Genomic DNA, 12,960 nt, shown 5'->3' on the forward strand with positions numbered 1-12,960 from the left:
CGGCCCCAGGGACTGTATCCACAGCCCCATCGCCTCCGACCTCCCGCCGAACTCCATTCGTTCTTCCGATCGTCTGGCATCGTGACAACCGGTTGGTGCCGATGCGCGGTCGAGCCGGCATGTGTTCGTTTTCCATGCCGTAGTCGACCGGCCCACGCCCATCGCGCGCTTGTCGCCTTTGCGCCCCGTTCTCGTTTACCACGAGTCCGGGCGGTGCGATGCCATGCGACCCGTTTTCGCGGGTCCGAACCCGGTCCGGCCACAAGCTGGTCCGAAATAAGGAAGACACATGACTTTCCAGAGCCTCGGCCTCGCCGAAGAACTCATTTCCGCCATTGAACAAAGCGGTTACACCACGCCGACCCCGGTGCAGATGCAGGCGATTCCCGCCGCCATCGCCGGTGCCGACCTGCTGGTGTCCTCGCATACCGGTAGCGGCAAGACCGCTGCCTTCACGCTGCCGTCGCTGCATCGCCTGGCCGGCCGTCGTCCGGCGCCGGGCAGCGGCCCGCGCGTGCTGGTGCTGACCCCGACGCGCGAACTCGCCCAACAGGTCGAGCAGGCGGTCAAGACCTATGGCCGCGCACTGCGCTGGCTCAATACCGCCTGCCTGGTCGGCGGCGCGCCTTTCTTCGCCCAGGTGAAGCAGCTCAGCCGTCCGGTCGACGTGATCGTGGCCACGCCGGGCCGCCTGCTGGACCACCTCAATCGCCGCAAGCTCAAGCTGTCGGACATCGAGGTGCTGGTGCTCGACGAAGCCGACCGCATGTTGGACATGGGCTTCGCCGAGGACATCGAGGCCATCGTCGGCGCGACCCCCGCTTCGCGCCAGACCCTGCTGTTCTCCGCCACGCTGGACGGCGTGGTCGGTGCGCTTGCCAACAAGCTCACCCGCAATCCGCAGCGCATCGAGATCGCCACGACCGAGGCCAAGCGCGGCAACATCGAGCAGCGCCTGATGTTCGCCGACGACATGGGCCACAAGAGCCGCCTGCTCGAAGCCCTGCTCGGCACCGACGGCCTGCAACAGGCCGTGGTGTTCACCGCGACCAAGCGCAGCGCCGACGAGCTGTCGCTCAGCCTGCAGGAAAAGGGCTTCGCCGCCGCCGCGCTGCATGGCGACATGCACCAGACGGTGCGCAACCGCACCCTGCAGCGCCTGCGCCAGGGCCGCATCGGCGTGCTGGTGGCGACCGACGTGGCTGCCCGCGGCATCGACGTCGCCGGCATCAGCCACGTCATCAACTTCGATCCGCCGCGTCAGGTCGAGGACTATGTGCACCGTATCGGCCGTACCGGCCGCGCCGGTCGCGACGGTATCGCGATCACCCTGTCGGGTCCGCGTGAAACCGGCCTGATCCGCGCGATCGAGCGCTTCACCGGTGATCGTCTCGAAGTGCATACCATCCCGGGGCTGGAGCCGGCGCCGCGCCGTCCGTCCGCGCCGCGCCCTGCCGGTGCCGGTCGTCCGCGCTTCGGCAGCGGTGGCAAGCCGGGTGGTGGCTACGCCGGCCGCGGCAATAGCGGTGGTTATGGCCGCGACGGTCATCCCTCCCGCGGCGAGCGCAGCCATGGTGACCGCCGCGAGCGTGGTCCGCGCGGCTGAACGTACGACGCCCCAAAGCAAAAACCCGCCGTGAGGCGGGTTTTTTGTTTCGGGCCGGACCTGGCCCGATGGACGTGATGTCTGTTCAGGCGGAGCCGGCAGCACCATCTTTCTTTGCGCGTGCAGCTTCGACTTCCAGCGCGCGCAGCTGTGCAGCGAGCTTGTCGAGCACGCCATTGACAAAGCGGTGACCGTCGGTGCCGCCGTAGCCCTTGGCGAGCTCGATGGCCTCGTTGATGACCACGCGGTAGGGCGTTTCGATGTTGTGCTTCAACTCGTGGGTGCCGAGCAGCAGGATGGCGCGCTCGATCGGCGACAGCTCGTCTATCGGGCGGTGAATGAAGGGGGCGAACTCCGCCTGCAGGCTTTCCACGTTGTCCAGCGTGCCGCGCAGCAGCATCACGAAAAGCTCGCGGTCGACCTTGTCGAAGTTCTCCGCTTCGGATTCGACGTGGGCTTCGACCACCTGCGGCGAATTGCCCGACAGCAGCCACTGGTAGACGCCCTGCAGGGCGAGTTCACGGGCGCGGCGACGCGCCATCTTGGTGCTCATTGCACGACCTTCAGCAGATTGGCCATCTCGACCGCGGTGCGCGCGCAGTCGCTGCCCTTTTCCTGCATGCGGGCCAGCGCCTGGTCGTCGTCCTCGGTGGTGAGCACGCCGTTGGCGATGGGCACGCCGGTATCCAGGCCGATGCGGGTGATGCCGGCGCCCATTTCGTTGGAGACCAGCTCGAAGTGGTAGGTTTCGCCGCGGATGACCGCACCCAGCGCGACCAGCGCGTCGAACTTGCCGGAGAGGCCCATCTTCTGCAGCACCAGGGGGATTTCCAGCGCGCCCGGCACGGTGGCGATGCGGATGAGGTCAGGCGAGACGCCGAGCTTGAGCAGTTCGGCGGTGCAGGCTGACAGCAGGCCTTCGCAGACGTCCTGGTTGAAGCGGCTCATGACGATGCCGACGCGCAGGCCTTTGCCGTCCAGGTCGGGTTCGAATTCAGCGATGTTGTCGTAGCGGGCCATGGTGTGTTTGTCTGTTCTGTTAGTGTGATGAAGGCGCCGTGTGCGGGCGCCCGAGGGGTCAGGTCTTGTCGACGAAGCCGGTGATCTCGAGGCCGAAGCCGGCCATGCTCGGGATCTTGCGTGGGTTGGCGAGCAGGCGCATCTTGCCGACGCCGAGCGACTTGAGGATCTGGGCGCCGACGCCGAACAGGCGCGGATCCCACTTCACCGGGCGTTCGGCCGCGGTGCCGGTGAGGTTGGCGAGCAGGTCCTGGCCGGACTGCGGCCGGTAGAGCAGCACGATGGCGCCGGCCTGGGCCTGGGCGATCGCGGCCAGCGCATCGTTTACCGCGAAGCTGTGGCGGCCGCTGGCCGGGTCGAGGAAGTCGACCACCGAGATCGGCTCGTGCACCCGCACCAGGGTTTCGGCGTCCGGGCGGATGTCGCCGCGGGTGAGCGCGAAGTGGATGTCGCCCGAGGTGCGGTCCTCGAACGCGGACAGGCGGAAGCGACCGTGCGGCGTGTCGACGTCCTTCTCGGTGACCTTCTCGACCAGGTGCTCGGTGGCCGCGCGGTACTCGATCAGGTCGCGGATGGCGCCGATCTTGAGGCCGTGCTCGGCGGCGAATTCCACCAGATCCGGCAGGCGGGCCATGGTGCCGTCGTCCTTGAGGATCTCGCAGATCACCGCGGCGGGTTCGAGCCCGGCGAGTTGGGCGAGGTCGCAGCCGGCCTCGGTGTGGCCGGCGCGGATCAGCACGCCGCCCTTCTGTGCGGTGAGCGGGAAGATGTGGCCGGGCATCACGATGTCGTCCGGCTTGGCGTGGCGGGCGACCGCAACCTGCACGGTGCGGGCGCGGTCGTGCGCCGAGATGCCGGTGGTGACGCCGGTGGCCGCTTCGATCGACACGGTGAAGGCGGTGCCGTGCGGTGTGCGGTTGTCGCGCACCATCTGCTGCAGGCCGAGTTGGCGGCAGCGTTCGTCGGTGAGCGTCAGGCAGATCAGGCCGCGGCCGTACTTGGCCATGAAGTTGATCGCCTCGGGCGTGACGAATTCGGCGGCCATCACCAGGTCGCCTTCGTTCTCGCGGTCTTCTTCGTCGACGAGGATGACCATCTTGCCGGCACGGATGTCGGCGATGATGTCGGTGATCGGGGCGAGTGCGCTCATGCCTTGTCCTTGGATTCTTCTTCGCGCCAGGCGAGCATGCGCTCGACGTAGCGGGCGATGAGGTCGATCTCGAGGTTGACCCGGCTGCCCGGCTCGAGGTGCTTGAGGTTGGTCACCGCCACGGTGTGCGGGATCAGGTTGATCGAGAAGTCCGGCCCTTCGACACGGTTCACCGTGAGGCTGACGCCGTTGACCGTGACCGAGCCCTTCTTCGCGATGTAGCCGGCGATGGCGCCGGGGGCGCGGATAACCAGTTCGTGGCTTTCGCCCACCGGCGCGAACTTCAGCACTTCGCCGACGCCGTCCACATGGCCGGTGACCAGATGGCCGCCGAGGCGGTCGGACAGCTGCAGCGCCTTTTCGAGGTTGAGCTCGTTGCCGACGGCATCCAGCCCGACGGTGCAGTTGAGGGTCTCGCGCGAGACGTCGAACTTGACGCGCTGGCCGTCGCGCTCGATCACGGTAAGGCAGACGCCGCTGTTGGCGATGCTGTCGCCGATCTGCACGTCGGAAAGGTCGAGCGTGGCGGTGTCCACGGTCAGGCGCAGGCCATCGGCGAGGGGCTCGATGTGTTCGATACGGCCGCAAGCGGCCACGATGCCGGAGAACATGAAGGGACTGACGGAAAAGGGGAAAGCGGGATTGTAGGCGAAAACGGGCGAAAGCCGGCGCCCGGTTCTTGCTACCGCAGCGCGGTGTCGAGGATGCCGGCGAAAGCCTCCGCCTTCATGTAGCCCACCACGCGCAGGCCGTCGCGCTCCTGCCCGGCGGCATCGAAGAAGATGATGCCCGGCGGGCCGAACAGGCCGAAGCGCTTGAGCAGCGCCTTGTGCGCCTCGCTGTTGGCGGTGACGTCGGCCTTGAGGAGCAGCATCCGGTCCATGCGCGCGGCCACCTGCGCGTCGGGGAAGGTGTAGCGCTCCATCTCCTTGCAGGACACGCACCAGTCGGCGTAGAAATCGAGCATTACCGGCCTGCCGGCGCTGGCCAGGCGGGCGTCCAGCTCGGCGATCGAGTCGACCTTCTCGAACGCCGGCGCAGCCTTGGCTGCCGCGGCTTCGGCGCGCAGCACCGCCAGCGGCTGCAGCGGGTCGCGCGAGCCGGCGAGGGCGCCGATCAGCATGGCGGCGCCGCTTATAGCCAGCACCACGCCCACGCCCTTCCAGAAGCGTTGCCAGCCCTTGGCCTGCGGCGGCAGCGGGTCGAGCGCATGCAGGAAGATGCCCGAGAACAGCAGCAGCGCCGCCCATGCGAGCATGCCGGCGAGCGGCGGCAGCACCGGCATCAGCAGCCAGATCGCCACGCCGAGCAGGATCACGCCGAAGGCCTTTTTCACGCCGTCCATCCACGGGCCGACCTTGGGCAGCACCGAGCGCGTCGCCATGCCGACGGCGAGCAGCGGCGCACCCAGCCCCAGGCCCATCGCGAACAAGGCTCCACCGCCCAGCACCGCATCGCCGCTGCGGGCGATGTAGAGCAGGGCACCGGCCAGCGGTGCAGCGATGCAGGGGCCGACGATCAGCGCCGACAGCGCGCCCATCGCGGCCACGCCGCCGAGGTGGCCGCCCTTGTTGTGGCTGGCGGTGTCGGCGATCCGGCTTTGCAGTGCGTTCGGCATCTGCAGTTCGTAGAAGCCGAACATCGACAGCGACAGCAGCACGAAGACCAGCGCGAAGGCGGACAGCACCCAGACGTTCTGCAGTGCGGCGACCAGCAGCGTGCCCGACAGCCCGGCCGCGACGCCGGCAGCGGCGTAGGTGGCCGCCATGCCCAGCACGTAGGCGATCGACAGCGCAAAAGTGCGCCCGCGCGACAGGTGCTGGCCACCGCCGACGATGATGCCCGACAGGATGGGGATCATCGGGAAGTGGCAGGGCGTGAAGGCGAGCAGCAGGCCGAAGCCGAAGAAGCTGGCCAGCACCAGCGGCACGCTGGCGTCGCGCAGCAGGCCGGCGATGCGGCCGCTTTCATCGCCCGTGCCGGCGGTATCCGCACCGGCGTCGGCCGGCGAGGCTTGCGCCAGCGCGCGATCGAGCAGGCTGCCGCTGCCCGCAGCGGGCACGGCGTCGAGATCGATGGAGGCGCGCTGCGGCGTCGGCGGGTAGCACACGCCGCCGTCCCAGCAGCCCTGGCTGCTCACCGTGAGTTCGAAGCGGCGCACGCCGGGCGGGGCGCTGACCGGCAGCAGCATGCGCAGTTCGCCGCGGTAGGTCTCGACCTTACCGAAGAATTCGTCGTCCTTGATCTTGCCCGGCGGCCGCTGGGCCTCGCCCAGCGTCACCGTGGCCGGTTCGGCGCTGAAGCGGAACTTGTTGCCGTAGAGGTAGTAGTCCCTGGCGATGTCGAACACCACTTCCACGGTCTGGCCGTCGAAGGCCTGGGCGCGCATCGCGAAAGCCTTTTCCGGCTGGATGGGTTCGGCGGCGTGGGCGGAGAGGGCGAGCAGGCTGGCGACGAGGGCGAGCAGGGTCAGCAGGCGGTGGATCACGGCAAGGCAGGTCCGGAGGGGTTCGGTGGGGCGCCGGGTGCTGCGGCGCCCGTGCTCAGTTGGGCGCGGCCTCGACGGCGACCCAGTCGAGGTAGGCCGGCAGGCCGCGCTCAACAGGGACCGCGACGATCTCGGGAAGTTCGTAGGGGTGATGGGCGCGGATCACCGCTTCGAGCGCCGGGTAGCGCGCAGCGGCGGTCTTGATCAGCAGCGGCACTTCGGTGGCGGTTTCGACCTGTCCCTGCCACCGATACACCGAGGTGCAGGGCGCGAGGATGTTCACGCAGGCGGCGACGCGCTCTTCCACCACGCGCGCGGCCAGGGCGGCCGCGTGTTCGGCGTCGGGCAGGGTGGTGATGACGATCAGGGTGTCGGTCATGGCGACGGCTCCGCGGCGAGCGCCCGTCCGCATGCTGCCGCAGCAGTCAGTCCGGCAGGGCGATCTGGTTGTCGGTGCTGAACTGGTAGTCGTGGAAGACGTGCTCGGCGCTGAGGATGCGGTAGCTGCCATCCTCGTTGCGGCGGGTGGTGTCCTTCAGCCGGTAGGTGTACTGGCCACAGGTCCAGCACTCGAAGTTGCGCATGTGGGTGCACAGGCAGGTCTTGTCCCACACCTTGACCTTGCGCGCTTCCGGGTGCGCCGCCACTTCGCGGTTGTAGGCCTCGATGTACTGGCAGTTGCCGGAGGCGTCCAGCAGATAGCCGTAGGCTTCGCAGTTCGGACGGATGCCGTCGCCGATCGCCGGGCTGTTCTTCAACATGCGCATCGGGTAGCCGGTGGGCGAGATCTGGTTGACCTCGATGTCCTGCTCGCTTGCCTTGAAGTACTCCTGCTGCACGTCTTCCGGCAGGCCGCATTCCTCGGTCACGGTGAAGCGGGTCGCCACCTGCACGGCGGCGGCGCCCATTTCCAGGAAGCCGACCGCGTCCGAGCCGGTGAAGATGCCGCCGGCGGGGATCAGCGGGATGTCGAGCTGCTCGGCCTTCAGCCAGTCGCGGATCTCGGCGACGATGGTGGCGAGGTCGTACTTGGCCCAGTCCATGCCGAAGCCGAGGTGGCCGCCGGCCAGCGGGCCTTCGACCACGACGTAGTCGGGCAGGCGGCCGGTACGGCCGTTTTTCTTCAGGAAGAGCTGCAGCGCACGCAGCGAGGACACGATGATGCCCAGCTTGACGTCGTTGAAGCGGGGGTGGTCCTGGATCAGCGCGAAGGAGCCGAGGTGCAGGCCGGCGGCCAGCGTGATGCCGTCGATGCCGGCATCCAGCGCCGCCTGCAGGCGCACCCGCAAGGTTTCCTTCGGCCCGTTCATCGTCAGCTTTTCCATGCAGTTGATGAAGACCAGGCCGTCACCGCGCTTGGCTTCCATCGTCCTGCCGACATGCAGCGCGGTGGCTTCGGCGAGCAGGCCGAGGTCGAACTGCACCACCGACTTGTCGGAATTGGCGACGTTGAACTTGTACTGCTGCAGCTTGTTCTTGACGTACTTGGTGTTGAAGCGGCGGTCGGAGACCGTGGGCACCATCGCGTCGGAAATATGGCCGATGCCGCCCAGGCGGGCAGCTTCGAGCGACAGCTCGGCGGTCGAGATGTCGACCCCCATGCCGCCCACCATGATGGGCACCAGTTCCTTAGAGCCCAGCCGCAGGCGAAAATCATCGACGCGCTTCATGTGCTTCCGTTTCCGTTTTTCCGCAATCCGGCATTATCGCTCGGCAGCGGATGTAGGTGGAGCTTTATCGTCGTTTGGTCGTTGCAAATGCGGCTTTCGTTGATGCGGCGCAAAAATGCGCGGCCGCGGCCGGAGCAACCGGCGCGCGGCCAGCCTGCATCGTCCGGCTTACAGGCGGATGAAGGCGCGCAGCTTGTCCAGCAGCTTGTCGCCCATGCCCTTCACCATGCGCAGGTCCTCGATGCGCTGCCACGGGCGGCCGGCGACGATGGCTTCGGCGACGCGCGTGGGCAGACCCTTGATCGCGGCGATACGGTCCACCGGATCGTGGTTGATCGACACCGTGTTCTTGTCGGCGCTGGCCGCCGGGCGACGCGCGGCGCCGGACTTGGCCGCGCGCTTGGCTGCGCGCTTGTCGGCCGGGCGCGCCGCGGCCGGTTCGGCGACTGGCGCCGGTACTGCATCGGGCGCCGGTGCTGCATCGGGCGCCGGTGCTGCCGCCTGCTCGACGGCATCGACGGTGTCGAGGTCGTGGGCGATGGGCGCTGCGGCAAGCGTCGAGTGCAGCGGACCGTCCACCGGCAGGGCGAAATTGCTGTAGTCGCGGGTCAGGTAGCCGTTGCCTGTCCATTCGCGCAGCATCAGGGCGAAGTGCCAGCTGCCGGCGGGCAGGCTGGGCCGGGGCAGGGTGCGTGCCACGTCGGTCCATTCCGCCTGACCGGCCAGACTCCCCAGCGCGACACTGCCGAGCTGGATGCCGCTGAAGGCGCCGCCGCGATAGGGAGCCGGCAGGGCCCACAGTTCGAGTGCAAGCGTGCCGCTGAGGTTGTCCGCCGGGCGCGGATTGAACACGCGGCCCACCTGGATCGCGATGCCGTCCTCGTCGATCCGGTAGCCGGCCGTGCCGTCCAGGCTCGGCTGCACGAAAGCGATGTCGCAGGGGAAGTCGGCCTGATCGAGCACGCGGACGCCGATGCCGTCGTCGGTTGCGAGCACCAGGCTGAGCCGGTGCTCGCCCTTGCCGGCCGGCGGGTGGGCGGCCGCGGTGGCGTGCAGGCGGATGCGGCCATCCGGGCCGGCGCCGTCGACACGGCAGACTGCTTCGGCCAGCTTCACGCGGCCGGTGTCGGCCGCAGCGGCCCACAGCTGCAGCAGCCAGGGCCGGCTGGCGGCGTATCCCGCGTCCTGCACCAGGATGTCGGCGCCGAGGCTGACGAAGTCGCCGTCGAAGGCGTAGCGGCTGGTGTCGAGTCGAGCGGGCTGGGCGGAGGCCGGAATGGCGTCGTGGCTGTACATGGCGAGGTGGCCTGCGAATGAAAAGGGCGCGATTCTCCGGCAGCGAAGGTCGCTTGTAAAATGAAAAATGTATTAAATTTCAATGCACTGGCATGGTGCTGCGGTCATGCACCGTTGCAGTGCCGATGTCGTGAATCCGACATCGTGAAGCTCTGCCTGCCCCAGGCCGGGCAGGGTGGCCACGCGTCGATGGCGGCGCCGGAGCGGAGGCGGATACGACCTGAGTAATAGGCCACAGCAGCGTAGAGGCGCATGCCCTATCATTCTTACGCTGTGGAAAAGGCCCGTCTCACTTAATTTCGTCATATGTCAGATCGCAACGGGCCGATTTCCCGTTTTTTCCGTCGTCGCAATCTCCCGCTGCTGATGCGCGTGTCCGCCGCCTGGCTGATCCTGGCGCTGGCGCTCGCCATCTACTGGGTGATGCTGTTCGACAGCCATGCGACGCAGCGACGCGATGCCAGTGCCCAGACGCGGCTGCGGGCGGCGCAAACCGCACAGGCGATGGCGCTGCATATCGACTCGTTGATCGGCGACATCGACTACATGGCGCGCAATCTCGCCAATGCCTGGACGGGCACCAACCCGGCGCATTTCCGCAATGTGGTGGCGACCGCCGGGGCGGCCTTGCCGGCCGGTGCCCTGGTGCAGGTCAGCGTCGCCGATCGTGACGGCAGGATGGTCTACTCCAGCCTCGACCGGCCCGACGCGACCTCGACGGTGGCGGTGTCTATCGCCGACCGCGAGCATTTCAAGGCGCACCTCGACGGCGCCGCACCGCGGCTCTTCATCAGCCACCCGGTGCGCGGCCGGGTGTCGCAGCGCTGGTCGGTACAGTTCTCGCGGCCCATCGTGGTCGACGGCCGGCTGGCCGGCGTGGTGGTGGTGTCGATCTCTCCCGAATACCTGTCCAGATCCTTCCACGAGATCTTTCCCGACGACAGCGACGTGGTGCTGCTGCTGCGCGACGACGGCAGCTACCTGGCGCGCTCCCACCGGCTGGACGAGGTGCTCGGCCGCTCGGTGCCGCCGGAGCGCTCCTTCCTCGCCGACAGGGCGCAGCCCAGCGGCGCCTACGACATCGTTTCTCCCGTCGACGGGGTGGCGCGCTGCTATGCCTGGCATCGCGCGAGCGCCTATCCGGTGCTGATCAGCCTGGGGCTGGACAAGGCCCACGCGCTGGCGCCGGTGGAAGCGGTCATCCACGACGGCCGCCAGCGCAATCTCATCGGTTCGGTGCTGCTGGTGATCGCAGCGCTGTGGATTACCTGGCTGTTCGTGCAGAAGCAGCGCCACGCCGCGCGCCTGGCCGAGAGCAGCGAGCGGCTGGAACTCGCCTTGAGCGGTGGCGACCTCGGCGCCTGGGACTGGAACGTGAGCACTGGCGTCACCCGTTTCGACACGCGCTGGGCGCAGATGCTGGGTTACCGGGTGGACGAGCTTGCTGCCGACGTGTCGACCTGGGAGAAACTGGTCCATCCGGACGACTGGAAGGTGATCCATGCCGCGCTCGGTGCCCACTTGCGCGGCGAAGCGCGGCTATACGAGTCGGAACACCGCCTACGCCACCGGGACGGCCACTGGGTATGGGTGCTGGACCGCGGCCGGGTGGTGGCGCGCGACGACAAGGGCGCAGCGCTGCGCGTGGTCGGCACGCATCTGGATATCACCGAACGCAAGGAAGCGGAGGCCGTGCGGGCGGAGCTGCGCGGCCGCATCGCCAAGCTGGTGGCCGAGGTGCCGGGCGTCATCTACCAGTACCTGTTGCGGCCGGACGGCACGAGTCACTTTCCCTACGCCAGCCCCGGTATTGCCGACATCTACCGGGTGACGCCGGAAGAGGCGGCCGAGTCCGCCGACAAGGTCTTCGCCAACCTGCATCCCGACGACGTGGAGCGGGTGTCGGCATCGATCCGGCAATCCGGCGAGCAGCTGTCGACCTGGCGGTGCGAGTACCGGGTGCGCTTTGCCGACGGCACCGTGCGCTGGCTGCTCGGCCAGGCCAACCCCGAACGTACCGCGGACGGGGGTACGCTGTGGCACGGCTACATCCACGATGTGACCGCGGCGCACGCGGCGTCCGAGGCCCTGCAGCGCAGCGAGGAGCGCCTGCGCCTGACGGTGGCGGCGGTGCGCGACGGGCTGTGGGAATGGGACATGCGCAGCGGCAGCCTGCGCTGGGATGCGCGCTGCTACGAGATGCTGGGGCTGGCGCCGGACAGCACCGGCCTGTCGATCGACGACTGGGCGGATCGGCTGCATCCGGCCGACCGCGAACGCACGCTGGCCAGCCTGCACGCCCAGATCGGGAAGCAACGCCACGATGCGTCGGTCGCGTCCGACGAATTCCGCATGCGAACCGCGTCCGGCGAGTGGTTGTGGGTGGAAGGCCGCGGCCGGGTGGTCGACTGGGAGGGGGCCGAACCGCTGCGGATGATAGGCACCTACAGCGACATCAGCCAGCGCGTCGCCGACGCGCAGCTGCGGCGCGCCCTGCTCGACCAGGGCGCGGCCGCGATCTTCGTCGCCTCGTGCGAGCGCCGGGCGCTCTACGCCAATGCCCGCGCGCGCGAACTGTTCGGACTGCCGGGCGAGGATATGACGGGTTTCGATTTCCGCCGCCTGCATGTGAGCGAGGCGAGCTACCGTGATTTCGGCAGCCAGTACGGCCAGTTGCGGGCCACGGGCGCGATGCGCTGCGAATGGCCGGTGGTCGATGCGCTGGGCCGCACCCGCTGGTTCGACGCCAGCGGCACCCTGCTCGATCCGGAGCAGCCCGATGGCGCGGTGATCTGGCTGCTGATCGACATCACCGAACGCTACCTGGCCGAAGCGGCACTCGAAACCGAACGCATGCGCCTCACCACCCTGCTCGAACGCTTTCCCGGCGGCGTGCTGGTGGAGGACGCGAACAAGCGCATCGTGATGGCCAACGAAAGCCTCTGCCAGTTGCTCGACCTGCCCTGTACGGCGTCGGCGCTGCCGGGCTTGGGTCAGGACGCCCTGCGCCAGCTGGGCGGCGAGGCCGGCCTCGGCTGGCTGCGCAATCCGGGGTCCGGCCCGCAGCGCGAACAGCGTCGCACCATCGAGGTGGTCGGTGAGGGCGGGCGCAACCTGGAGATCGACTGGGTGCCTATCCTGCGCGAGCAGGACGACCTCGGCCACCTCTGGCTGGTACGCGACATCACCGAGCGCAAGCAGCGCGAAACCATGCTCGCCACCCTGGCCTCCACCGATGCGCTGACCGGCTTGCCCAATCGCCGCGCCTTCATGGCCAGCCTGGAGCAGGCGATGTTCGATCGGGCGGGTGAGCCGGTCCGGCGCGGTGTGCTGCTGATGCTGGACATCGACCATTTCAAACGCATCAACGACAGTTATGGCCATCCGGTCGGCGACCGCGTGCTGCAGCACGTTGCCGAACTCATCCGTCACAGCCTGCGCAGCAGCGACGTGGCCGGCCGCCTCGGCGGCGAGGAGTTCGCGGTGCTGCTGCCCGGCACCACGCTGGAAGATGGCCGGCGTCTGGCCGAACGGCTGCGCGCAACCCTGAGCTTCAACCCGGCGAACACCGACGCCGGCAGCGTCACCGTCACGGTCAGTATCGGCGTGACGGCGCTGGCGTCCGACGTCACCGCCAGCGCCGCGCTGGTACGCGCGGATGCCGCGCTCTACGCCGCCAAGGGCGCCGGCCGCAACCGGGTGTGCGTCGCCGAGGCCTGAGCCGACGTTG

10 protein-coding genes are annotated in these 12,960 nt (G+C 68.4%); 2 read left to right on the forward strand and 8 right to left on the reverse strand.

The window, feature by feature from the left end:
* Window positions 1–289: 289 nt before the first annotated feature.
* Window positions 290–1,606: a DEAD/DEAH box helicase gene (locus tag CJ010_RS01980; RefSeq protein ID WP_141016483.1), complete on the forward strand. Its 1,317-nt coding sequence runs from the start codon at window positions 290–292 to the stop codon at window positions 1,604–1,606.
* A gap of 85 nt (window positions 1,607–1,691) precedes the next feature.
* On the opposite strand, the gene nusB is transcribed toward CJ010_RS01980, so the two are convergent.
* The 8 genes from nusB to CJ010_RS02020 all read right to left on the reverse strand — a co-directional run bounded on the left by nusB (window position 1,692) and on the right by CJ010_RS02020 (window position 9,230).
* Complete coding sequence (gene nusB, locus CJ010_RS01985) at window positions 1,692–2,159, reverse strand: transcription antitermination factor NusB (RefSeq protein ID WP_141016484.1); 468 nt, start codon at window positions 2,157–2,159, stop codon at window positions 1,692–1,694.
* Window positions 2,156–2,626 carry a 6,7-dimethyl-8-ribityllumazine synthase gene (gene ribH, locus CJ010_RS01990; RefSeq protein WP_141016485.1) on the reverse strand — a complete coding sequence of 157 codons (471 nt, stop codon included), beginning with the start codon at window positions 2,624–2,626 and terminating at the stop codon, window positions 2,156–2,158. Before ribH ends, nusB begins: the two co-directional genes overlap by 4 nt.
* A 58-nt stretch (window positions 2,627–2,684) precedes the next feature.
* Window positions 2,685–3,776, reverse strand: a complete 1,092-nt coding sequence (gene ribBA, locus CJ010_RS01995) for a bifunctional 3,4-dihydroxy-2-butanone-4-phosphate synthase/GTP cyclohydrolase II (RefSeq protein ID WP_141016486.1) — start codon at window positions 3,774–3,776, stop codon at window positions 2,685–2,687.
* A complete protein-coding gene (locus tag CJ010_RS02000; RefSeq protein ID WP_141016487.1) occupies window positions 3,773–4,387 on the reverse strand; it encodes a riboflavin synthase in 615 nt (204 codons plus the stop codon). The genes ribBA and CJ010_RS02000 overlap by 4 nt, the downstream gene beginning before the upstream one ends.
* 71 nt (window positions 4,388–4,458) lie before the next feature.
* The gene (gene dsbD / locus CJ010_RS02005; protein ID WP_141020532.1) at window positions 4,459–6,261 is read right to left on the reverse strand and encodes a protein-disulfide reductase DsbD; all 1,803 of its coding nucleotides are present in this window, start codon (window positions 6,259–6,261) and stop codon (window positions 4,459–4,461) included.
* A 58-nt stretch (window positions 6,262–6,319) separates the two neighbouring features.
* Complete coding sequence (gene cutA / locus CJ010_RS02010; RefSeq protein ID WP_141016488.1) at window positions 6,320–6,643, reverse strand: divalent-cation tolerance protein CutA; 324 nt, start codon at window positions 6,641–6,643, stop codon at window positions 6,320–6,322.
* A 46-nt stretch (window positions 6,644–6,689) separates the two neighbouring features.
* Window positions 6,690–7,934, reverse strand: a complete 1,245-nt coding sequence (locus CJ010_RS02015) for a nitronate monooxygenase (RefSeq protein WP_141016489.1) — start codon at window positions 7,932–7,934, stop codon at window positions 6,690–6,692.
* A 168-nt stretch (window positions 7,935–8,102) separates the two neighbouring features.
* Entirely contained in the window at window positions 8,103–9,230 is a 1,128-nt protein-coding gene (locus CJ010_RS02020; RefSeq protein ID WP_141016490.1) for a helix-hairpin-helix domain-containing protein, read from the reverse strand.
* A 366-nt stretch (window positions 9,231–9,596) separates the two neighbouring features.
* Here CJ010_RS02020 and CJ010_RS02025 point away from each other — a divergent pair, with 366 nt between their 5' ends.
* Entirely contained in the window at window positions 9,597–12,950 is a 3,354-nt protein-coding gene (locus CJ010_RS02025) for a PAS domain-containing protein (RefSeq protein WP_205754875.1), read from the forward strand.
* The last annotated feature ends 10 nt before the right edge of the window (window positions 12,951–12,960 follow it).

It is taken from the genome of Azoarcus sp. DD4, from assembly GCF_006496635.1.
GTDB lineage: Bacteria > Pseudomonadota > Gammaproteobacteria > Burkholderiales > Rhodocyclaceae > Azoarcus.